Source organism: Psychrobacillus sp. 05T411 (genome assembly GCF_056396485.1).
The window spans coordinates 1-23,198 of record NZ_JBFTLO010000031.1; the positions used below are offsets into that span (position 1 = coordinate 1).

At 39.1% G+C, this 23,198-nt stretch carries 19 protein-coding genes and 1 riboswitch; all 19 genes read left to right on the forward strand.

The window, feature by feature from the left end:
* The first annotated feature begins 443 nt into the window (after nt 1–443).
* Nucleotides 444–635: an NETI motif-containing protein gene (locus tag AC1DFT_RS17550; protein WP_478160401.1), complete on the forward strand. Its 192-nt coding sequence runs from the start codon at nt 444–446 to the stop codon at nt 633–635.
* A 95-nt stretch (nt 636–730) separates the two neighbouring features.
* Nucleotides 731–831: riboswitch (purine riboswitch) on the forward strand.
* A gap of 135 nt (nt 832–966) precedes the next feature.
* Nucleotides 967–1,455: a 5-(carboxyamino)imidazole ribonucleotide mutase gene (gene purE, locus AC1DFT_RS17555; protein ID WP_478160403.1), complete on the forward strand. Its 489-nt coding sequence runs from the start codon at nt 967–969 to the stop codon at nt 1,453–1,455.
* The gene (gene purK / locus AC1DFT_RS17560) at nt 1,452–2,573 is read left to right on the forward strand and encodes a 5-(carboxyamino)imidazole ribonucleotide synthase (RefSeq protein WP_478160405.1); all 1,122 of its coding nucleotides are present in this window, start codon (nt 1,452–1,454) and stop codon (nt 2,571–2,573) included. The genes purE and purK overlap by 4 nt, the downstream gene beginning before the upstream one ends.
* A 15-nt stretch (nt 2,574–2,588) precedes the next feature.
* Nucleotides 2,589–3,884, forward strand: coding sequence for an adenylosuccinate lyase (gene purB / locus AC1DFT_RS17565; RefSeq protein WP_478160406.1), 1,296 nt, complete (start codon nt 2,589–2,591; stop codon nt 3,882–3,884).
* 15 nt (nt 3,885–3,899) lie between these two features.
* Complete coding sequence (gene purC, locus AC1DFT_RS17570; protein ID WP_478160407.1) at nt 3,900–4,616, forward strand: phosphoribosylaminoimidazolesuccinocarboxamide synthase; 717 nt, start codon at nt 3,900–3,902, stop codon at nt 4,614–4,616.
* Nucleotides 4,613–4,867 carry a phosphoribosylformylglycinamidine synthase subunit PurS gene (gene purS, locus AC1DFT_RS17575; RefSeq protein ID WP_402826924.1) on the forward strand — a complete coding sequence of 85 codons (255 nt, stop codon included), beginning with the start codon at nt 4,613–4,615 and terminating at the stop codon, nt 4,865–4,867. Before purC ends, purS begins: the two co-directional genes overlap by 4 nt.
* Nucleotides 4,864–5,550, forward strand: a complete 687-nt coding sequence (gene purQ / locus AC1DFT_RS17580) for a phosphoribosylformylglycinamidine synthase subunit PurQ (RefSeq protein ID WP_478160408.1) — start codon at nt 4,864–4,866, stop codon at nt 5,548–5,550. Before purS ends, purQ begins: the two co-directional genes overlap by 4 nt.
* Nucleotides 5,534–7,765 (forward strand): phosphoribosylformylglycinamidine synthase subunit PurL, encoded by a 2,232-nt coding sequence (gene purL / locus AC1DFT_RS17585; RefSeq protein ID WP_478160409.1) that lies wholly within the window; start codon nt 5,534–5,536, stop codon nt 7,763–7,765. The genes purQ and purL overlap by 17 nt, the downstream gene beginning before the upstream one ends.
* Complete coding sequence (purF, locus tag AC1DFT_RS17590; RefSeq protein WP_478160410.1) at nt 7,741–9,162, forward strand: amidophosphoribosyltransferase; 1,422 nt, start codon at nt 7,741–7,743, stop codon at nt 9,160–9,162. The genes purL and purF overlap by 25 nt, the downstream gene beginning before the upstream one ends.
* 11 nt (nt 9,163–9,173) lie before the next feature.
* A complete protein-coding gene (gene purM / locus AC1DFT_RS17595) occupies nt 9,174–10,229 on the forward strand; it encodes a phosphoribosylformylglycinamidine cyclo-ligase (RefSeq protein WP_478160411.1) in 1,056 nt (351 codons plus the stop codon).
* A complete protein-coding gene (gene purN, locus AC1DFT_RS17600; RefSeq protein ID WP_478160413.1) occupies nt 10,229–10,801 on the forward strand; it encodes a phosphoribosylglycinamide formyltransferase in 573 nt (190 codons plus the stop codon). Before purM ends, purN begins: the two co-directional genes overlap by 1 nt.
* 43 nt (nt 10,802–10,844) lie before the next feature.
* Complete coding sequence (gene purH, locus AC1DFT_RS17605; protein WP_478160415.1) at nt 10,845–12,380, forward strand: bifunctional phosphoribosylaminoimidazolecarboxamide formyltransferase/IMP cyclohydrolase; 1,536 nt, start codon at nt 10,845–10,847, stop codon at nt 12,378–12,380.
* Between the two features lie 16 nt (nt 12,381–12,396).
* Entirely contained in the window at nt 12,397–13,656 is a 1,260-nt protein-coding gene (purD, locus tag AC1DFT_RS17610; RefSeq protein ID WP_478160417.1) for a phosphoribosylamine--glycine ligase, read from the forward strand.
* Between the two features lie 1,296 nt (nt 13,657–14,952).
* The gene (locus AC1DFT_RS17615) at nt 14,953–16,683 is read left to right on the forward strand and encodes an adenine deaminase C-terminal domain-containing protein (protein ID WP_478160419.1); all 1,731 of its coding nucleotides are present in this window, start codon (nt 14,953–14,955) and stop codon (nt 16,681–16,683) included.
* A gap of 11 nt (nt 16,684–16,694) precedes the next feature.
* Nucleotides 16,695–17,747, forward strand: coding sequence for a DUF3048 domain-containing protein (locus AC1DFT_RS17620; RefSeq protein ID WP_478160421.1), 1,053 nt, complete (start codon nt 16,695–16,697; stop codon nt 17,745–17,747).
* A gap of 31 nt (nt 17,748–17,778) precedes the next feature.
* Nucleotides 17,779–18,099: a YerC/YecD family TrpR-related protein gene (locus AC1DFT_RS17625; protein WP_142607086.1), complete on the forward strand. Its 321-nt coding sequence runs from the start codon at nt 17,779–17,781 to the stop codon at nt 18,097–18,099.
* Between the two features lie 96 nt (nt 18,100–18,195).
* A complete protein-coding gene (pcrB, locus tag AC1DFT_RS17630; protein WP_478160424.1) occupies nt 18,196–18,879 on the forward strand; it encodes a heptaprenylglyceryl phosphate synthase in 684 nt (227 codons plus the stop codon).
* Nucleotides 18,880–18,939: 60 nt separating this feature from the next.
* A complete protein-coding gene (pcrA, locus tag AC1DFT_RS17635) occupies nt 18,940–21,168 on the forward strand; it encodes a DNA helicase PcrA (RefSeq protein ID WP_478160426.1) in 2,229 nt (742 codons plus the stop codon).
* 23 nt (nt 21,169–21,191) lie between these two features.
* Entirely contained in the window at nt 21,192–23,195 is a 2,004-nt protein-coding gene (gene ligA, locus AC1DFT_RS17640) for an NAD-dependent DNA ligase LigA (protein WP_478160428.1), read from the forward strand.
* Nucleotides 23,196–23,198 lie beyond the last annotated feature (3 nt).

Sequence of the window (23,198 nt, forward strand, 5' to 3'; positions counted from 1 at the left end):
GAGTAAGAGTAATCGGTAACGACTTTTTTATGTTTTAGAAACCGTGAATTTTAGATATATAGAAAATTTTTCAAGTGATATAATATATGACTTTTTTTGTACGCGGCATAGGGATAATGCGCTTCAGTATTTGTCGTCTCAATCCAAGTAAAGAGCTATTTTAAGAATTAGTTGCTTTCCCCTGCAATTTGATTGCTCTCATACTGATTTGGTTGCTTTCAGACTAGAACCAGTTGCTTTAAATGACCGATTGGTTGCTCTAATCCATTTACTGGATTCACACATTAGAAAAGCCTAGACAGATTTTATTTTTAGAATTATTCATAAAACGACATTTTTCTCGAAATATATAGATAAAAGAAGTATCATAAAAGGACAATGACAATAGGAGGATGGATGGCTATGCAAAATAAAGAGCAATTAAAGTCATCTACATGTAGCATATGAAAAAAGAAACGAAATGGTTTGAAGTAGAAGAGAAAGAAAGCATTACAGCCTGTATAGAAAGAATGGAACAACAAGGCTTTCAAGTCGCAGGAAGAAAAGAAGAACCGATTTTTGCAGAGGTGAATGGCCAACCCGTTCCAGTTAAACAATTAATCATGTTAAAAGGTATAAAAGAGAAAAATATATAAAAATAATGTCAAAAACCGAACAATTAATTTTAATTAAAATAAATCGTTCGCATTTTTGTGTTGACGTGACACATCAATCTTGTTAAAATGTGAGTAGCAACAGACAAATAAATCCCCATATATGCTAAGGAATTGGCTTTAGCGTCTCTACCATGTCACCGTAAATGACAGGACTATGAGGGAAAGCAACTTTTGGATTATGCTAAAAGGATGTGTTCACGTATGTTATTAATGACACAAACTAAGCAATTAAGTTCCTCAAGTAAACTGCTTTTCTTCCGTAGAGAGTAGTTTATTTGGGGAATTTTTTGTTTATGAAGGGACGAATATAATGAGCGCAAAAATTGGTGTAATTATGGGTAGTTCTAGTGATTGGGAAACAATGAAGCATAGCTGTGAAATCCTTGATGAACTAAATATACCGTATGAAAAACAAGTAGTATCTGCACATCGCACGCCGGATTTAATGTTTGAATATGCGGAGCAAGCACGAACACGCGGTCTTCAAGTAATTATTGCAGGAGCTGGGGGAGCTGCACATTTACCAGGAATGGTTGCTGCAAAGACTACGCTACCTGTTATCGGTGTTCCTGTACAATCTAAAGCACTGAATGGATTAGATTCGTTATTATCGATTGTGCAAATGCCAGGTGGTGTTCCGGTTGCAACTGTAGCTATTGGAAAAGCAGGAGCTACGAATGCAGGATTACTTGCTGCTCAAATTCTTTCCATACAAGATACAGAAATAGCAGAACGCCTAGAAAAACGAAGAGAAGAAACAAAAAACAAAGTATTGGAAAGCAACGGTGAACTACAATGACAAAAGTAATTTATCCGGGACAAACAATTGGCATTATCGGTGGTGGACAACTCGGTCGTATGATGGCATTAGCTGCAAAAGAAGCGGGTTATAAAATAGCAGTACTTGAGCCGACAATGGATTCACCTTGTGGTCAAGTCGCAGACATTCGCATTGTTGCCCCATATGATGATGAAGCGGCATTAGAAGAACTAGCCGAAGTTAGTGACGTAATTACGTATGAATTTGAAAATATCGATTATGAAGGCTTAAAACGATTGTCACAAATTGCATACGTTCCTCAAGGTGCGGAACTTGTAAAAGTTACGCAAGATCGCATACTAGAAAAAATGGAGCTTCAGGCCGCTGGCGTACCTATTGCGAAATTTGTCGAAGCAAGTACTTTTGAAGAGCTGGAACAACGAATTGATGTAGTAGGATTTCCTTGTGTCGTAAAAACTGCACGCGGTGGATACGATGGCAAAGGACAACAAACAATTCAATCAAAAGAGGAACTGCTACTTGCAAAATCGCTATTTGAACACTCTGCTTGTATTGCGGAGGCATTTGTTCCATTTACGAAAGAAGTTTCAGTCATTGTTCAACGAAACGGTGAAGGACAGACCTATTGCTTACCAATCGGGGAAAATATTCATGTGAATCATATTTTGCATGAAACAATTGTACCGGCTCGTATTGATGCAACACTTACTGACAAAGCAATTGAAGCTGCAAATAAAATCGCTAATCATCTGAATCTTGTTGGTACGCTTGCAGTGGAAATGTTCGTTTTAGAGGAAGATGAAATTCTCATTAATGAATTGGCTCCAAGACCTCATAACTCGGGACACTATTCCATAGAAGCTTGTAATATTTCACAATTTCATCAACATATTCGAGCGGTTTGTGGTTGGCCATTACGGGAGCCAAAACTTTGGACGAATACAGTGATGGTAAATATTCTTGGACAGCATGTAATAGCACTAACAAACTCTGTAAGTAAGTATCCAAATTGGTCCGTACACCTTTATGGAAAAAGCGAAGCAAAAACGAACCGCAAAATGGGACATGTTACGATTCTTTCGTCTAATATGGAACAAACTATAGAAGAAATTGAACAATCTAAAATTTGGTCTTAATCAGGAGGAACTTGAATGATCGAACGCTATACTCGCCCGGAGATGGGTGCAATTTGGACAGAAGAAAACAAATACAATGCTTGGCTAGAAGTAGAAATATTAGCATGTGAAGCATGGGCTGAAATTGGCGATATTCCAAAAGAAGATGTTGTGGCACTTCGAAAAAATGCATCATTCAATGTGGACCGTATTTTAGAAATCGAGCAAGAAACAAGACATGACGTAGTAGCGTTTACCCGTGCAGTTTCGGAAACCTTAGGGGAAGAACGGAAATGGGTTCATTACGGATTGACATCTACTGACGTAGTGGATACAGCTCTTTCGTATTTGATCAAACAAGCGAATGTCATTATTCGTAAGGACATTCTAAACTTTATCGAAATCTTAGAAAATAAAGCAAAAGAACATAAATATACCGTAATGATGGGGCGTACACATGGTGTGCATGCAGAACCAACAACTTTCGGATTAAAACTTGCACTTTGGACAGAAGAGATGAAACGTAACTTAGAACGTTTTGAAGCTGCGGCAAAAGTGATTGAAACTGGGAAAATGTCTGGTGCAGTTGGAACATATGCGAACATTGATCCATTTGTAGAGAAATATGTTTGTGAAAACTTAGGGCTTGCAGCATCACCAATTTCTACTCAAACATTGCAGCGCGATCGTCACGCACAATATATGAGTACATTAGCGTTAATCGCAACTTCCATTGAAAAGTTTGCAACGGAAATTCGCGGACTACAAAAATCAGAAACACGTGAAGTGGAAGAGTTTTTTGCAAAAGGTCAAAAAGGTTCTTCCGCAATGCCTCATAAGCGTAATCCAATCGGTTCTGAGAACATGACAGGACTTGCTAGATTAATGCGTGGCTATATGACGACTGCATACGAAAATGTAGCCTTATGGCATGAAAGAGATATCTCCCACTCTTCTGCGGAAAGAGTGATTTTACCAGATGCAACAATCGCATTGAACTATATGTTAAATCGCTTCAGTAATATCGTGAAAAACTTAACAGTATTCCCAGAAAACATGAAACGAAATATGGATTCCACATTAGGATTAATTTATTCCCAAAGAGTGCTTCTAGCTTTAATCGACAAAGGTTTGGCTCGTGAAGAAGCGTATGATACAGTGCAGCCACTTGCCATGAAAGCTTGGGAATCGCAAACAGCTTTCCGCACATTTGTAGATGCGGATGAAAAGATCACTTCATTACTTTCAACAGAAGAGCTGGATGATTGCTTTGATTATAATTATCACATTCAGCATGTGGACATGATTTTTGAGCGTTTAGGACTAAATTAACCGGGGGAATTAACAGTGGAAAAAGGTCGTCTATTATACGAAGGTAAAGCAAAACAATTATTTGCAACAGCAGATGAAAATATCCTTTTTGTATCTTATAAGGATAGTGCTACAGCTTTTAATGGAGAGAAAAAAGAAGAAATTGTTGGTAAAGGAAATTTGAATAATAAAATCACAACCATTCTTTTCAACCAATTAAAAAAGCACGGAATTGACTCCCATTTTATCGAGCAAATTTCAGAAAATGAACAACTCGTAAGAAAAGTAGAGATCATTCCTTTAGAGGTAGTTGTTCGTAATGTAGCTGCGGGGAGTTTAGCAAAAAGACTAGGATTCGCAGAAGGTACTACTCTAAGTCATCCGATAGTAGAACTTTACTACAAGGACGATGCTTTAGGAGATCCGTTACTTACAGATGCACATCTTACGTTGCTAGAACTTGCAACACCAGAAGAAATAGAGACGATCGAAACAAAAGCACTGGAGATTAACAAAGTGTTACAGCCGATTTTTAAAGAAATCGGTGTAACACTAATCGATATGAAACTAGAATTTGGAAAGACTGCAAATGGTGAAATACTACTTGCAGACGAAATCTCTCCAGATACTTGTAGATTATGGGATGACGAAACAAATAACAAGCTTGATAAAGATGTATTTAGACGCAATTTAGGTAGTTTAACAGATGTTTATGAAATTATACTTTCCCGACTAGGAGGATTATTCAAATGAAAAAAGTTAAAGTATATGTAACATTACGTGAAAGTGTTTTAGATCCACAAGGTTCAGCAGTTATGGGTGCTCTTCACTCCATGAACTATAAGGAAGTTTCAGATGTTCGTATCGGCAAATTTTTAGAGCTTCAAATCGAAGAGTCAGATCGTGATTTAGATGCAATCGTAAAAGAAATGTGTGAAAAATTACTGACAAACACAGTTATCGAAGACTACCGTTATGAAGTTGAGGAGGTAGCTGGCAAATGAAGTTCGCAGTTATCGTTTTTCCAGGATCGAACTGTGATTTAGATATGTATCATGCGATTAAAGACGAGCTTGGGGAAGAAGTAGAGTACGTTTGGCATGATGAAACAGATCTAAGCGGATTCGATGGTGTTTTATTACCAGGTGGGTTCTCTTATGGGGACTACTTACGTTGCGGAGCGATCTCTCGTTTCTCAAATGTTATGACAGAAGTGGTAAAAGCAGCAGAAGCAGGTAAACCAGTTTTAGGCGTATGTAACGGATTCCAAGTATTAACAGAAGCGGGTCTTCTACCGGGAGCACTACTTCGTAATAAAAACCTTAAATTCATGTGTCGTACAGTTGGTCTTAAAGTAGAAAATAATGAAACGCAATTTACAAGTGAGTATGCAAAAGACCAAGTAATTCAAATTCCAATCGCGCACGGTGAAGGAAACTATTACTGCGATGAAGAAACACTTACTCGTTTAAAAGAAAATAACCAAATCGTTTTCACATATGCTTCTGATAATCCAAACGGTAGTATCGAAGACATCGCAGGTATTGTGAATGAAAAAGGAAACGTACTAGGGATGATGCCTCACCCAGAGCGTGCTGCTAACGACATTATGGGTGGATCAGATGGACTAGCATTATTCAAATCAATAGTGAAACAGTGGAGGGAATCTCATGTCAATCATGCTTGAACCAAATCCGGAGCAAATTAAAGAACAAAAAATATATACACAAATGGGTATGTCAGACGAAGAATTTGAAATGGCAGAAAAGATTTTAGGACGTCTTCCAAACTATACAGAAACTGGCCTTTTTTCTGTTATGTGGTCGGAACACTGCTCATATAAAAATTCGAAACCTGTATTACGTAAATTCCCTACAAAAGGTCCGCAAGTACTTCAAGGTCCAGGTGAAGGTGCTGGAATTGTTGATATTGGCGATGGTCAAGCAGTTGTTTTTAAAATGGAATCACATAATCATCCATCTGCTATCGAGCCTTATCAAGGAGCGGCAACTGGTGTTGGTGGTATTATCCGTGACGTATTTTCAATGGGAGCTCGTCCAATTGCGATGCTAAACTCTTTACGTTTTGGTGAGTTAAAAACACCACGTGTGAAATATTTATTTGAAGAAGTAGTTGCGGGGATTGCTGGTTACGGTAACTGTATCGGTATTCCAACGGTTGGTGGAGAAATTCAGTTTGACAATTGCTATGAAGGAAATCCACTAGTTAACGCAATGTGCGTAGGTTTGATTAATCATGAAGATATTCAAAAAGGGATTGCAGCTGGTGAAGGCAATACAGTCATGTATGCTGGAGCAAAAACTGGTCGTGATGGTATCCATGGAGCGACATTCGCATCAGAAGAATTAACAGAAGCTTCAGAAGAAAAACGTCCAGCAGTTCAAGTTGGCGATCCATTTATGGAGAAACTTTTACTAGAAGCTTGTTTAGAAGTCGTGAAATCAGATGCACTAATTGGTATTCAAGATATGGGAGCAGCAGGTTTAACTTCCTCATCGGCTGAAATGGCTTCTAAAGCTGGTCATGGTGTGGAATTGAACTTAGATTACATTCCACAACGTGAAACGGGTATGACTGCATACGAAATGATGCTTTCTGAATCACAAGAACGTATGTTAATCGTTGTGAAAAAAGGTCGCGAAGAAGAAATCGTGAAAATCTTTGATAAGTACGGTTTAGATTGTGTAGCGGTAGGTAAAGTAACGAATGATAAAATGCTTCGTCTAGTTCATAACGGAGAAGTGGTTGCAGAAGTTCCTGCAGATGCATTAGCAGAAGAAGCACCTGTATACTACAAGCCATCATCTGTACCTGCTTACTTTACAGAATACCAAGCGATGGAAAATGTGGAGCCAGCCGTTTCGGATTATAAAGAAACACTTCTTAACTTATTACAACAACCGACAATTGCTTCTAAAGAATGGGTTTATGATCAATATGACTATCAAGTACGTACAAGTACGGTAGTAACACCAGGTTCTGATGCTGCTGTAGTACGTGTTCGTGGTACGAATAAAGGATTAGCAATGACAACGGATTGTAATTCAAGATACATCTATTTAGATCCAGTAGTAGGCGGAAAAATTGCTGTTGCGGAAGCTGCACGTAACGTTGTATGTTCTGGTGCCAAACCACTTGCAATTACAGACTGCTTAAACTTTGGTAATCCAGAAAACCCAGAAATTTTCTGGCAGTTAGAAAAATCTGCTGACGGTATTTCAGAGGCATGTATCGCATTAGACTCACCAGTTATCGGCGGTAACGTTTCCTTATATAACGAGCGTAGCGGAACAGCAGTTTACCCAACACCAACAATTGGTTTAGTTGGCCTTGTAGAAGATTTAGCACATGTAACAACACAGGACGTAAAGCAAGCTGGGGATATCGTATATGTAATCGGTGAAACGAAAACAGAATTCGGTGGGTCAGAGCTTCAAAAATTAGTAGAAAAACGTATTTTTGGACAAGCACCTTCCATTGATTTAGAAGTAGAAGCAGCACGTCAAAAAGCGCTACTTTCAGCAATCCAAGCGGGCCTTGTACAATCTGCGCATGATATTGCAGAAGGTGGATTTGCAGTTGCGTTAGCAGAAAAAGCTTTCGGTGCAAATGGTCTTGGTGTGGAAGTAACGATAAATGGTTCTGCTACAACAGCATTGTTTAGCGAATCTCAATCCCGTTTCCTTGTAACTGTTAAAGAAGAAAATGCAGCTAAATTTGAAGAAATCGTAAATGACGCAGTTAAAATTGGTGCTGTAACAGATTCAAATGAAGTAATTATATCTAACGAAGACGGAACTGAATGGATTAGCGGTTCTGTTGACGAATTCCGTTCCGCTTGGAAAGGGGCAATACCATGCTTGCTGAAATCAGAGGCTTAAACGAAGAATGTGGTGTTTTCGGAATTTGGGGACATCCTGACCCTGCACCAATTAGTTATTATGGTTTGCACGCGCTTCAACATCGAGGACAAGAAGGCGCTGGAATTGTCGTAACAGACGGGAAAACTTTACGAGCTGTCAAAGGCGAAGGTTTAGTAAATGATGTTTTCAGTAATGGAAAGCTTGAAAAACTAGAAGGTAAAGCTGCAGTTGCACATGTTCGTTATGCAACTGCAGGTGGATCTGGTCTTGAAAACGTTCAACCACTTCTGTTTAATTCTACAACTGGTAGTCTTGCAATCGCACATAATGGAAACATCGTCAACGCAGGTCGTTTAAAACGGAATTTAGAGCAGCAAGGTAGTATTTTTCAAACGACTTCTGATACAGAAGTAATTGCCCATCTGTTGAAAAAGAGTCACCATAACTCAGTAGTGGAACGTGCGAAAGAAGCGCTTCGATTATTAGATGGTGCATTTGCAGTCGTTATTTTAACAGAAGATAAATTATTAGTAGCTCAGGATCCACATGGCATGCGCCCACTTTCATTAGGAAAGCTAGACGATGCTTGGGTGGTAGCTTCGGAAACAAGTGCATTTGATTTGATCGGTGCAGAAGCTATTCGTTCAGTCGAACCTGGCGAACTACTTATTATTAATGATGAAGGAATACGTTCAGAACGTTTTTCAGTGCCTGCAGAGCGAGCGATTTGTACAATGGAGTACGTCTATTTCTCTCGACCAGACTCGAATATAGATGGTATTAATATACACATGGCCAGAAAACGTCTCGGGAAACAACTGGCAAAAGAAATTCAAGTAGATGCAGATATTATTACTGGGGTGCCAGATTCTAGTATATCAGCAGCTATTGGATTTTCAGAAGCTTCTGGAATTCCATATGAGATGGGTCTTATTAAAAACCGTTATGTAGGACGTACATTCATCCAGCCATCACAAGATCTACGCGAGCGTGGTGTGAAGATGAAACTTTCACCCGTACGTCAAGTTGTAGCGGGGAAACGTGTAGTCATGGTGGACGATTCTATCGTACGTGGAACTACTTCCAAACGAATTGTGAAAATGTTAAAAGACGCTGGAGCGGCAGAAGTACATGTTGTGATTAGTTCTCCGCCATTAAAAAGCCCTTGTTTTTATGGGATAGACATTAGTACAGATTCAGAACTAATCGCTTCTAATAATAGCGTGGAAGAAATGCGCGAACTAATTGGTGCGGACTCGCTTTCCTTTTTATCGGTAGAAGGTATGGTGGAAGCAATTGGTCGAACAGACGAAGGAAAAAACTGTGGTCACTGCTTAGCTTGCTTTACTGGTGAGTATCCGACTCCAATTAAACCAAATACGAAATTACCACATGAAAAAGAGCTTGTTCGATAGGAGGATTATACATGTCAAAAGCATATGAAAAAGCGGGTGTTAATATTGAAGCCGGCTATGAAGCAGTTCAGCGAATGAAATCACATGTCGAACGTACGGCTAGAAAAGGTATCATGGGTACTTTTGGTGGGTTCGGTGGAATGTTCGACTTGTCTTCATTGAATTATAAAGAACCGGTACTTATATCGGGAACGGATGGCGTTGGTACGAAGTTAAAGCTTGCGTTCATGACAGATTCACACGATACGATTGGTGTAGATTGTGTGGCAATGTGTGTAAATGATATCGTGGCACAAGGTGCAGAGCCTTTATTTTTCCTTGATTATGTTGCAGTTGGAAAAGCAGTTCCTGAGCGTATTGAACAAATCGTCAAAGGTGTGGCAGATGGTTGTGTTCAATCTGGAGCCGCATTAATCGGCGGGGAAACTGCTGAAATGCCAGGTCTATATGAAGAAGATGAATATGATCTAGCGGGGTTTGCAGTAGGTGCCTGTGAAAAATCGAAAATTGTAACAGGTGAAAAAATTGCAGAAGGCGACGTACTAGTTGGTATTGCTTCTAGTGGAGTGCATTCGAATGGTTATTCACTTGTACGTAAAATAGTATTTGAAGAGCAGGGTTATTCTGCTGAAACAGTAGTTGCTGGTTATGAAGGACTTGGAGAAATAGGCAAGGCTCTTCTAACACCTACAAAAATTTACGCGAAGCCTGTGATGGAAATGCATAATGAACTTGCTATTCATGGAATGGCTCACGTTACAGGTGGCGGGTTCTATGAAAACTTACCACGTATGATGCCAGAAGGTTTAGCAGTTGAAGTGGACTTAGGTTCATGGGAAGTACTCCCTGTTTTCAACCTATTGAAAGATAAAGGCGAGCTTACGGATCGTGATTTATATAATGTGTTTAATATGGGAATTGGTTTTGTTATTGCGTTATCTGCAGAAGAAGCAGAAAAAGCAATTACTATTGCAGAAGCTCATGGGGAAAAAGCATATACAATCGGTCGTGTAGTGAAAGGTGAAGGTGTTTTATTCAACGGAACGCATGACGGGAGTTTAGTGTAATGGCTGGAAAACCGAAATTTGCAGTATTTGCATCGGGTAGTGGCAGTAATTTTCAAGCTATTCATGATGCAATTGAAGCCGGTCATTTATCTGGCACCGTTGCACTTGTTGTAACAGATAAGCCAGAAGCGTTTGTAGTAGAACGTGCGCGTATTGCAGGGATTGAAACACTTGCCATTAAACCTTCTAGCTTTCCTTCGAAAGAAGCGTTTGAACAAGAGGTTTTACAGAAGCTAACCGAGCTAGAAGTAGAGTGGATTGTTCTCGCAGGATATATGCGTTTAATCGGGAATGTTTTACTCGATGCGTATCCAAGCCGGATTATTAATATTCATCCTTCTTTACTTCCATCGTTTCCAGGAAAAGATGCTATCGGACAAGCGATGGCACATGGGGTGAAAGTAACAGGGGTAACCGTTCACTATGTAGATGCTGGAATGGATACTGGTCCGATTTTAGCACAAGCAGCTGTTGAAGTGGTGGATGGCAATAGGGAACAAACGGAAGAACGTATACATGCGGTAGAGCATGAACTATATACAAAAACATTACAAGAGTTATGGAGCCGGTAAGCTTTTACCGGCTTTTCTACCTTAAATTAGAGGAGGAATTAACGTGTCAAAACGTGCTTTACTTAGTGTTTCAGATAAATCAGGAATTCTCGAATTTGCAAAAGAGCTGGAACGCCTTGGGTATGAAATTTTATCAACTGGTGGGACAAAAGCATTTTTAGAACAAAATGGAGTGGCGATCACATCAGTAGACCAAGTAACAAACTTTCCAGAAATTTTGGATGGTCGAGTAAAAACATTGAACCCAATGATTCACGGTGGATTATTAGCGAAACAGGATGATCCTTCTCACCAAGCGCAATTACAAGAACATCATATTACCCCTATTAATGTAGTATGTGTCAATTTATATCCTTTCCGCGAAACGATTTCCAAACGAGACGTAGCATTTGAAGATGCAATTGAAAATATCGATATTGGCGGACCATCGATGCTACGTTCGGCAGCTAAAAACCATCAATACGTAACAGTCGTAACAGATGCATCGGACTACGCAGAAGTATTAGGACAATTAAAAGAAACTGGCGAAACGACACTTGAAACACGTCGCAAGTTAGCTGCAAAAGTATTCCGCCACACAGCTGCATATGACGCATTAATTGCTAGCTATATGACAGATTTAACAGGCGAAGAATTCCCTGAACTGTTGACGCTTACATATGAGCGTAAACAATCATTACGTTACGGGGAAAACCCACACCAAAAAGCAGCATTTTACAAACGTCCACTTGGATCAGATTTTTCAGTTGCTTCTGCCAAACAATTGCATGGTAAAGAACTTTCTTATAACAATATTCAAGATGCCAATGCTGCTATTCAGATCGTGAAAGAATTTGAACTTCCTGCAGCTGTTGCAGTAAAACATATGAATCCTTGTGGTGTTGGAACGGGGGAAACAATTTCAGCTGCTTTTAACAAAGCATATGAAGCGGACTCTACTTCTATTTTTGGTGGGATTGTAGCTTTAAACCGTGAAGTAGATGCAGAGACTGCAAAAGTATTGGCAGGTATTTTCTTAGAAATAATTATTGCACCTTCATTTTCAGAAGAGGCAATTGCCAAGTTAACAGCGAAGAAAAATATTCGTTTACTAACGATTGCATTTGAACAAACGAAAAAAGATGATTGGAACACAGTTTCTGTAGAAGGTGGACTTTTAGTTCAGTCACCAGATACTTTCGGATTGAAAGATGCAGACGTAAAAGTAGTAACAGACCGTGAACCAACTGCAGAAGAATGGAAAGCATTAGAGCTTGGTTGGAGTGTTGTAAAGCACGTAAAATCTAACGCAATTGTGGTAGCTACGGAAGATATGACAATTGGTGTTGGTGCTGGACAAATGAACCGTGTAGGATCCGCGAAAATTGCACTAGAACAAGCGGGAGAACGTGCAAAAGGAGCAGGACTTGCATCAGATGCTTTTTTCCCAATGAATGATACCGTAGAAACTGCTGCTAAAGCTGGTATTACAGCAATTATTCAAACTGGTGGATCTGTCAAAGACCAAGATTCTATTGATAAAGCAAATGAATACGGAATTGCAATGGTATTCACAGGCGTACGTCATTTCAAACATTAAGGGAGGCGCATCGAATATGAAGATTCTTGTTATTGGAAGTGGCGGTCGTGAGCATGCCATTGCAAAGCAATTCAATCATTCTCCTTCTGTCGATAAAGTATTTGTAGCACCTGGTAATGCAGGGATGAAAAACGATGCGGTAATCGTGCCAATTGATGTAATGGCATTTGAAGATCTAGCACAATTTGCAAAAGAGAATGCGATTGATCTTACCTTTGTTGGTCCTGAGCAACCGCTTGTAGGTGGCATTGTTGATTATTTCACTGAACGTGGTCTTCGTGCTTTTGGACCTACGAAAACAGCGGCACAAATCGAAGGAAGTAAATCATTCGCTAAAGAGCTTATGAAAAAGTATCATATTCCAACTGCAGCCTATGAAACATTTACAGAAGTAGACAAAGCTAAAGCATATATTGAAAAACTTGGTGCTCCAATTGTTGTGAAAGCAGACGGACTCGCTGCGGGTAAAGGTGTCGTCGTTGCCATGACCGTGGAAGAAGCGAACATAGCAGTTGAAGATATGATTGGCAATCAATTATTTGGCGAATCTTCTTCTAGTGTAGTCATTGAAGAGTTTCTAGAAGGGGAAGAAATTTCCTACATGTCATTTGTGCATGACGGACAAATTTATCCGATGGTTATTGCGCAAGATCATAAACGTGCATATGACGGAGATAAAGGACCGAATACTGGGGGAATGGGGGCATATTCACCAGTTCCTCAAATTGCACAAAATGTAGTAGAGCTAGCTTACGATACAATTGTTGTGCCAACAGTAAAAGCGATGGAAGCAGAAGGAACACCGTTTACAGGTATTTTATATGCAGGTCTCATTATTACGAATGAAGGACCTAAAGTAATCGAGTTCAATGCTCGTTTCGGAGATCCCGAAACACAAGTAGTTCTACCTCGAATGACAAGTGATTTTGGTGCATTTATGATGGCACTTATGGACGGACAACCATTTGAATTACAATGGTCGGATGCAGAAATGTTAGGTGTTGTTATCGCATCGGAAGGCTATCCGGCGAACGTGAAAAAAGGTGCTAAACTTCCTGACCTTTCTATTTTAGAAGAAGCTGGCCTTTACGTTTTCCACGCAGGTACAAAAGCTGATGGGGAAGATTACATTGCTAACGGCGGTCGTGTTATTTTAGTAGCCGCAAGCGAATCAACACTGAAAGAATCGCAACAAAAAGTGTACGACGGCTTGTCCCAAGTGGAATGGAACGGTTTATTCTTCCGAACAGATATTGGCTGGAGAACATTTCAATAATGTAAAGAGGATGTCTCCGATATTGGAGACATCCTTTTTTATACGTGAGGTGGAGAAAGTACGTCACACATAGTCAGGAAAAATACAGTAAATGGCTTAGGGCAACCAATCGGTCACTGAAAGCAACCAGTTCTATTCAGAAAGCAATCAAATCAGCACGAGGGCAACCAAAATACCGATGAAAGAAACCAATTCTTAAAATAGCAAGTTTACTTGATGTGAAACGACTATGTTTTTTACATATTATAGGGATAATGCGTCTTAGACATTCAATAAAGTTACCGCTAGGATTTCCGCTTCAGGGCGGACGCTTTCCACGGGGTGAGCGATGAGCCTTCACCGCCGCTTGCGCGTACGTTGTGAAGTCTCATCATGCTCACTTAATCCCGTTGGAGTCGCCGCCCTGCAGCGAAAATCCACAAGATTTGTTAGCAAATTAGCGGATTGCTTTAAAAATGGATAGTAGTAATGCAGTGGAAAATATTTTTTTAGTAGGTACACTATCAAGTTATATCATCYAGTAAATGGCTAAGGACAATCAATTGATGATGGATGGCAACCAGTGCTAAGTGGAGAGCAATCAATTCTAATCGGAAAGCAACCAAATCAGCACGAGGGCAACTAAATGGCGGATAAAGGCAACCAATTCTTAATTTAGCAAGTATACTCGGAGTGAGACGACGATGAATATACGGCGAAATTCCAATAAATGATGCAATAAGGCGAACTATTTCCTAGCAATCCTTCTCTTGTCATGAGACAGCATTTTCTAATTCTATTTAAACAATATTGCCTAAGAGACATGATCAATTGAAAGTTCTGATACCTGCAGCGAAAATCACAGCGGACACTTCATTCCACTCTCTACGACACATTATCCCTATTATGTGCGTTATTCCATTTTTCATTTCCATTTACTAAATAGGATCAAAGACAGGCGATTTTGTTTCATAATGCATGTAAACCTTGTTTTTCAAAAATAGGTGCTTTCAGCGATTAGTTGGTTGCTTTGAGGAGGAATTTGATTGCTCTCCGAATAGATTTAATTGCTTTTCCAGACCTTCTTGTTGCCCTTAGCCATTTTGTGAATTTATATTTTGTGAAACTGTATAATATTTGAATTTGGTGAGCTGCTATGAGGCTCATCCGTAAAGGGACAGATTAAAGTGGACGTACCTTACTAGGTATGCTTAGGTAATAAATTTACAAAAAATAATAATTCAACACTTTGCTTTACTAAAGTACTATGCTACTATTATTTGTAAGAGTAATCTTATAGAAAGGAGAATGGATGATATGCAATATCCAATTTGGAAAATAGAAGAAATAAGGCATCAAATAGAAGTAGTGAATGGAAAACAAGCTCCTGATATACTGATAACTAATGCAACATTTTTACATAGCCATTTAAAAAAATGGATTACCGGCAATATTTGGATTGTGAAAGATCGAATTGTTTATACTGGTTCAGAAATGCCGTTCGTTTCTAAAGAAACAGAAGTGTATGACGCTGCTGGTCAAAAGATTGTACCAGGTTATATTGAACCCCATGTGCATCCATTCCAACTATACAACCCGCAAACATTTGCTGACTATGCCGCTCAATTAGGAACAACGACATTTATAGCAGATAATTTAGTCATGTTTTTGATGCTTGAAAATAAGAAAGCGTTTTCAATAATGAATGAACTAAGTGAACTTCCTTTTTCTTTCTATTGGTGGGCTCGTTTTGATTCGCAAACAGAGCTTGAGAATGAAGAGGAATTATTTACACCGAAAACGGTTGGAGAATGGATTGCGCGTCCAGATGTTATTATGGGCGGGGAGTTAACGGGATGGCCTAGACTACTTTCTGGCGATGATCAAATGCTCTATTGGATGCAGCAAGCAAAAACAAACGGGATGAAAATTGAAGGTCATTTTCCTGGGGCTTCCGAACGCACGTTAGCGCGTATGCGTTTATTAGGAGCGGATGGGGATCACGAAGCGATGACTATCGAAGAAGTGGAAAGAAGAATTTTGCATGGGTATGCGGTGACGCTTCGTCATTCATCGATTCGACCCGACTTGCCAATATTACTAAAAGGGATACTTGAGAAAGACTTACAAATTTTTGATCATCTTATGATGACGACAGATGGAGCTACTCCTTCCTTTCATACAGATGGGGTAATGGATAAGTGTATCCAAGTTGCCTTGAAGGCGGGAGTCAATCCGATAGATGCTTATTTGATGGCGTCATTCAATGTAGCGAAGTACTATAATTTATCTAATTTACATGGAGTCATTGCAACGGGAAGATTTGCTACGCTCAATTTCTTGGAAGATGAGTTAAATCCGGTTCCAACAAGTGTTTTATCCAAAGGGGTTTGGTTAAAGCGTAGCGGTGAAAGAGTTCATTCATTAGCACCAACTGATTGGTCGAGTATACCGGATTTAAATTTAGAATTTGATTTGTCCGATGATGATTTTCAATTTTCGATGCCATTTGGAATTGAAATGGTGAATGATGTTATTACGAAGCCTTATTCTATTGCTGTCGATACGACAGATAACGAACTTTCAACTGAACATGATGAAAGTTTTCTATTGCTAATAGATCGTAGTGGTAAGTGGAAAGTTTCAACCCTTATTAAAGGTTTTGCGTCGAATTTAAAAGGATTTGCTTCTTCCTATTCAAGTACAGGGGATATTATATTAATCGGGAAAAATAAAAAGAGCATGCTCCAAGCATTCAATGAAATGAAAAAAATGAATGGCGGAATAGTCATCGTTGAAAACGAAGAAATTGTTTGTACGCTTAAGCTACCTATAGGTGGGATACTGTCGGATAAGCCGATGGAAGCGTTAATAGAAGAGGAATTGTGTTTAAAGAAAGAATTGGCGGCTAGAGGCTTTAAGCACGGGGATGCCATTTACACATTACTATTCTTGCAAGCTACGCATTTACCTTATGTTCGAGTTACACAAAGAGGAATCTTCGATGTCATGAAAAAACAAGTTTTATTTCCAGCTGTCATGCGGTAGGAGGATTTTAGATGTTTAAAAAATGGGGGATTATAAGCCTACTTGGTTTATTTCTTGTTGCTTGTTCCGATGAAAAAGAAGTAGCAGAAGAAGTAGGACTAGTAGAAGAAATTGTAGAGGATGTAGAAGAAGAAGTAATAGAAGAACCTGTTGTTCTCCCTTATGTTGCGCCTTTTACCGGCATTCGTTCAGAAGTAGAACAAACACAGAGGCCAATCATTGTTACGATGAATAATCATCCGCTTGCAAGGCCGCAGTCAGGGATTGCACAGGCGGATATTATTTACGAGATGTTAGCAGAAGGAAATGTGACGAGATTTCTAGCACTTTATCAGAGTGACATGCCTGATGTAGTTGGACCAGTTAGAAGTGCTCGTGATTATTTTGTAGAAGTTGCAAAAGGGCTAGATGCTTTTTACATTGCGCATGGCTATAGTCCAGATGCACAAAAAATGTTAAATGCGAGAGTTGTAGATAATATTAATGGTATGCAATATGATGGTATACTTTTTAAGCGATCCAAAGAGCGTAAAGCACCTCATAACTCGTATATTTCCAAAGAAAATATATTTGCTGGGGCAGAAAAAGTTGGAGCATCGATGGAAATCCATAAAATTCCTTCCCTTTCATTTTATGATTCGGCAGAAGGAGCGAAAATTGGAAATCCAGTATCTACTATAAGCATCCAGTATGGATCAGGAGCAAGTTTTCAAAATCAATATACATATATTCCGGAAAGTGGTTTATATGAACGTAAAACTGGCGGAGATATAACAATCGATAAGGAATCAACAAAACCCGTAGAGATTGCAAATGTAATATTCATGGAAATACCGCATAAAACGATTGATAATGCAGGGCGCAGGCAGTTAACTTTGACTGCTGGTGGAAAAGCGTATCTTTTTCAAGCAGGGACTATGAAAATAATCGAATGGGAAAACATAGATGGTATTCTTATACCAATGGAAAATGGTGTTCCAGCCAAATTAGTGCCAGGTAAATCATGGATTAGTTTTGTGCCAACCAATCCGGGACTAGAAAATATGGTAAACTATTTACCTTGATAAGATGCGACAAGGAGGGGAATGATACAATATGCAAATTGAAAAAATAAAAGGACATCAAACGGAGCAATTATTTAAAGCCGTTCTAGAGCTAAACAATATAGAAGAGTGTTATAAATTTTTTGATGATTTATGTACAATAAGTGAAATTCAATCACTTGCTCAGCGTTTCGAGGTTGCGCATTTACTTCGTTTGAAAAAAACATACGAAACGATTAAAAAGGAAACTGGAGCAAGTACAGCGACTATTTCACGTGTAAGACGTGCGTATGATTACGGTAATGATTATTATGATGAAATTCTTGGACGACTATATCCAGAAGAGTTGTCGGTGCAACAGTCAAAAGAATAATCTTAAACTAACTATAACTAACCACTGAACAGAAGCCTCTGTTCAGTTTTTTTGTTATAATGAAGAGTGCTTAACTAACTTAATGTAGGTGAAGAAATGGATTATAAAGAATGGCGCCATATATTTAAATTGGACCCGGCAAAGGAAATAGATGCAGATGCTTTAGAAAAGGTTTGTGAATCTGGAACCGATGCTATTATAATTGGAGGTTCGGACGGGGTAACACTCGATAATGTGATTGATCTGTTAATGCGCATTAGAAGATATGCTGTTCCTGTTGCTTTAGAAGTATCGACAATAGAATCGATTACTCCTGGCTTTGATTTTTATTTTATTCCAAGTGTCTTAAATAGCCAAGAGACAAAATGGGTGAAGGATTTACACCACATAGCTACAAAGGAATTTGGAGAAGTGATGAATTGGGATGAAATTATTCCGGAAGGGTATTGTATTTTAAATCCCGATTGTAAAGCTGCCAAGTTAACGAATGCTAAACAACCAGAAACAGAGGAAGATATTATCGCCTATGCACAAATGGTCGAGCATTTGTTTAAATTCCCTATTTTTTATATGGAATACAGCGGTATGTACGGCGATGTGGAAGTCGTCAAAAAGGTAAAGGCAGGTCTTCAAAATACGAGACTTTATTATGGTGGGGGTATAAAAAACGCTAGCCAAGCACGTGAGATGGCCGCATATGCAGACACAATTATCGTTGGCAATCAAGTTTATGAAAATCTTGCAGAAGCACTAAAAACAGTACAAGCTATTAAGCAGTAGTTGAATATAAATGAGATGAATTATATAATAGGAACAAATGTTCTCGAAAGGAAGTGCATGATGGAACTCATAGGAAAAAACCTACTAAACGGCATGAATAAAGAGCAGGAAAAAGCCGTTAAGACAACAGAAGGTCCTCTACTTATTATGGCGGGAGCAGGATCCGGAAAAACAAGAGTATTAACCCATCGAATTGCGTATTTGATCGTGGAAAAAGAAGTATACCCTTCGAAAATACTTGCCATCACATTTACGAATAAGGCAGCTCGTGAAATGMGTGAAAGGATCGATGGTATTTTAGGAGCTGGAACAGGTGAGCGTATGTGGGTATCCACTTTTCACTCGATGTGTGTTCGAATATTAAGAAGAGATATAGATCGTATTGGGTATTCAAAAAACTTCTCTATTCTAGATACGACTGATCAGTTAACGGTTATAAAAAATATTTTAAAAGAACAAAATATTGACCCGAAAAAGTATGATCCACGTTCGATGTTAAATGCGATTAGTAGTGCAAAAAATATTTGTATAGATGCGGATACGTTTAAAGCACAGATGAACGAGATGAATCCATTTGAAAAAACGGTAGCAGAAGTTTATACAGGATATGAAAAGCGTTTAAGAAAGAACCAATCCCTCGATTTTGATGATTTGATCATGACAACTGTAACACTATTTAAACGAGTACCTGAAGTGTTAGAGTTCTACCAAAACAAATTCCAATACATTCATGTCGATGAGTATCAGGATACCAATAAATCCCAGTATGAATTAGTGCAGATGCTTGCACATAAATTCAAAAATATTTGTGTCGTTGGTGACTCGGATCAATCCATCTATCGTTGGCGCGGAGCGGATATTCAAAACATTTTATCGTTCGAAAAAGACTATCCGAATGCTACAACGATTATGCTCGAGCAAAATTATCGTTCTTCTCAGCGCATCTTACAAGCTGCAAATGACGTCATTGGTAATAACACGAGTAGATACCCGAAAGTATTGCGAACGGAAAATAGTGAAGGGGAAAAAATTCAGCTATTTCGTGCTTTTAATGAACAACAAGAAGCGCAGTTCGTCGTGCAATCGATTCAAGAAATGATGGAAAATGAAAACCGCACGCTCGATGATTTTGCTGTGTTATATCGCACCAATGCCCAATCTCGAGTGATGGAGGAAGTACTTGTAAAATCCAATATGGCCTATACAATTGTCGGCGGAACAAAGTTCTATGATCGTAAAGAGATTAAAGACTTACTGGCCTACCTTCGTTTAATTGCTAATAACGATGATGATTTATCACTTGCTCGTATTATTAATGAGCCAAAACGTAACATTGGAGCAACCTCTTTTGAACGTATGGCTATGTATGCCTTGGAACAAGATCGTTCAATTCTGGATGCATTACATGAAGTTGACTTTATGGGGTTACCAGCAAGAGCAGTAAACTCAGTTGTTGGGTTTCATGGACTAATTCAAAACTTTACACAAATGCAAGAGTTTTTATCGGTAACAGAAATTGTCGAGCAAGTGCTAGAAAAAACTGGTTATAAAACAATGTTAAAAAACGAAAAAACGATTGAAGCGGAAAGTCGTTTAGAAAATATTGAAGAGTTTTTATCAGTAACGAAGGCTTTTGAAGAAAAAAGTGACGATAAATCATTAGTGGCATTTTTAACTGATTTAGCACTTATATCAGATATCGACAAGCTTGATGAAGAGGAAGATACGTCACAAGGTAATATTATTTTAATGACGATGCATGCCGCTAAAGGGCTTGAGTTTCCTGTCGTATTTATCATTGGTGTGGAAGAAAATATCTTCCCTCACTCACGTTCTATTGGGGATGACGACGAAATGGAAGAAGAACGCCGTTTAATGTATGTGGGTGTCACTCGAGCGGAGGAACGATTGTTTATTACTTGTGCGCAGTCTCGTACTATTTTTGGACGAGGCAGTTTTAACAGTCCTTCCCGTTTCATAGCTGAAATTTCCGATGATATTATAGAAGTCGTTGGAGGACGAAGTGGAAGTAAAAGAAGTTCCTCACCTACTTCCAAGGAAATCCCGCAAGCTAAAAAGTCTGTTGTTGTTCGCCCAGCCTATAAACAATCCGGCGGAGACAAGATGGGCTGGCAAGTAGGAGATAAAGCGGTGCATAAAAAGTGGGGCGAAGGTATGGTTGTTAGCGTTCGAGGAAATGGTGAAGATACAGAACTAGATATCGCATTCCCAAGTCCAACAGGTATCAAACGCTTACTAGCAAAATTTGCACCAATCGAAAAAGGATAATTCACTTAGTGGAGGAAAGCCCCATGGATAAATTAGAAGAAAGAGTAAAAGAGCTTCACAAGCTTTTATACGATTATGGATATGCCTATTACGTATTAGACGATCCAATTGTTCCAGATGCTGTGTATGATCAATATTTGAACGAATTAATCGCATTAGAAGAACAAAATCCGAATTTAATATTACCGGACTCGCCAACCCAACGTGTAGGAGCAGTTGTTAGTGAAGGATTTAAAAAAGTTACGCATACTAACCCAATGCTTAGTCTTTCCAATGCATTTAACGAAGCAGATTTACGTGATTTTGATCGACGTATACAAGGCATTATCGATGAAACTCCTACGTACGTATGTGAACTGAAAATTGACGGACTTGCGGTTTCGCTTCTTTATGAAGAGGGACGTTTAGTAAGGGGCGCAACACGTGGAGACGGCACAACTGGAGAAGATATTACAAGTAATATAAAAACAATTCGTTCCATTCCACTTCGTTTAAAAGATAATGTTACGCTCGAAGCAAGAGGGGAGGCATATATGCCAAAGCCTTCTTTTGTGAAGCTAAATGAAGAACGGAAGATGCGTGGGGAAGAACTTCTAGCCAATCCACGAAATGCTGCAGCTGGATCACTCCGCCAGCTAGACCCTAAAATGGCCGCAAGTAGAAATCTATCCATGTTCGTATATGGCATGGGTGGGGATGGTGAAGAACAGAATATTGAACAACATTCTGAGGCACTGAAATTTATGAAAGCACAAGGCCTGCCAACGAATAAAGAAACAAAAGAATGTGCTTCTATCGAGGAAGTGCTTGTATTTGTCGAGGAATGGACTGCAAAAAGAAATGACCTACCTTATGAAATCGATGGTATCGTTATAAAAGTAAATGAATACGCACAACAAGAGGAATTAGGATTTACAGCAAAAAGCCCGCGCTTTGCTATTGCCTATAAATTTCCTGCAGAAGAAGTTGTCACAACGATTATTGACGTCGACTTAACGGTTGGTCGAACTGGAGTCGTAACACCTACTGCCATCCTAGAGCCAGCAGTCGTTGCAGGATCAACGGTTCAACGGGCTACGCTTCATAATGAAGACCTAATTCGTGAAAAAGATATCCGTATCGGTGACCGCGTCATCATTCGAAAAGCGGGAGATATAATCCCTGAAGTAGTATCCGTCATTTTGGAAGAAAGAAACGGTACTGAAATCCCATATGAAATGCCGACGCATTGCCCAGTTTGTGATAGCGATCTTATAAGAATTGAAGAGGAAGTAGCATTACGCTGTGTGAACCCACAATGCCCTGCGCAAATTCAAGAAGGTATTTACCATTTTGCATCTCGCAACGCGATGAACATAGAAGGTCTTGGTGAAAAAGTGGTGGAGCAGTTATTTAGAGAACAGCTCATTCGGGACGTTTCTGATTTATATAAATTGACGATAGAAGATTTAGTTCAATTAGAAAGAATGGGACAAAAATCGGCAACAAACTTAGTAGCAGCAATCGAAGCATCTAAAACGAATTCGATGGAACGAGTATTATTTGGACTTGGTATTCGTCATATTGGAGAAAAAGCTGCGAAGATACTAGCAGAAACATTCCATCATTTCGATACACTGATGAATGCTACAAGAGAAGAGTTAACCGCAATCTTTGAAATCGGTGATAAGATGGCGGATTCACTTGTTACTTATTTCGAGCAAGAAGAAGTGCAACAGCTAATGGTAAGACTAAAGGAAGCGGGATTAGCACTCCGATATACTGGTAAAATTGTAGATATGTCCTTACTAGAAGATAGTCCATTTGCGAACAAAACAATTGTACTCACTGGAAAACTGTTGCAGTTGACTCGTCCAGAGGCAAAAGAAAAAATTGAAGCACTTGGTGGCAAGGTCGCAGGTAGTGTAAGTAAAAAAACAGATTTGGTCATTGCGGGCGAAGAGGCAGGATCTAAGCTTGAAAAAGCGACAAGTCTTGGCATTGAAGTTTGGGATGAACAAAAACTATTAGATCATTTAGCGGATTAAAAG

Excerpts from the sequence above, each read along its gene's own strand:
- AC1DFT_RS17550 (WP_478160401.1), top strand. The coding sequence starts at position 444 with ATGAAAAAAGAAACGAAATGGTTTGAAGTAGAAGAGAAAGAAAGCATT.
- purE (WP_478160403.1), top strand. The coding sequence starts at position 967 with ATGAGCGCAAAAATTGGTGTAATTATGGGTAGTTCTAGTGATTGGGAA.
- purK (WP_478160405.1), top strand. The coding sequence starts at position 1,452 with ATGACAAAAGTAATTTATCCGGGACAAACAATTGGCATTATCGGTGGT.
- purB (WP_478160406.1), top strand. The coding sequence starts at position 2,589 with ATGATCGAACGCTATACTCGCCCGGAGATGGGTGCAATTTGGACAGAA.
- purS (WP_402826924.1), top strand. The coding sequence starts at position 4,613 with ATGAAAAAAGTTAAAGTATATGTAACATTACGTGAAAGTGTTTTAGAT.
- purQ (WP_478160408.1), top strand. The coding sequence starts at position 4,864 with ATGAAGTTCGCAGTTATCGTTTTTCCAGGATCGAACTGTGATTTAGAT.
- purL (WP_478160409.1), top strand. The coding sequence starts at position 5,534 with ATGTCAATCATGCTTGAACCAAATCCGGAGCAAATTAAAGAACAAAAA.
- purF (WP_478160410.1), top strand. The coding sequence starts at position 7,741 with ATGCTTGCTGAAATCAGAGGCTTAAACGAAGAATGTGGTGTTTTCGGA.
- purM (WP_478160411.1), top strand. The coding sequence starts at position 9,174 with ATGTCAAAAGCATATGAAAAAGCGGGTGTTAATATTGAAGCCGGCTAT.
- purN (WP_478160413.1), top strand. The coding sequence starts at position 10,229 with ATGGCTGGAAAACCGAAATTTGCAGTATTTGCATCGGGTAGTGGCAGT.
- purD (WP_478160417.1), top strand. The coding sequence starts at position 12,397 with ATGAAGATTCTTGTTATTGGAAGTGGCGGTCGTGAGCATGCCATTGCA.
- AC1DFT_RS17615 (WP_478160419.1), top strand. The coding sequence starts at position 14,953 with ATGCAATATCCAATTTGGAAAATAGAAGAAATAAGGCATCAAATAGAA.
- AC1DFT_RS17620 (WP_478160421.1), top strand. The coding sequence starts at position 16,695 with ATGTTTAAAAAATGGGGGATTATAAGCCTACTTGGTTTATTTCTTGTT.
- AC1DFT_RS17625 (WP_142607086.1), top strand. The coding sequence starts at position 17,779 with ATGCAAATTGAAAAAATAAAAGGACATCAAACGGAGCAATTATTTAAA.
- pcrB (WP_478160424.1), top strand. The coding sequence starts at position 18,196 with ATGGATTATAAAGAATGGCGCCATATATTTAAATTGGACCCGGCAAAG.
- ligA (WP_478160428.1), top strand. The coding sequence starts at position 21,192 with ATGGATAAATTAGAAGAAAGAGTAAAAGAGCTTCACAAGCTTTTATAC.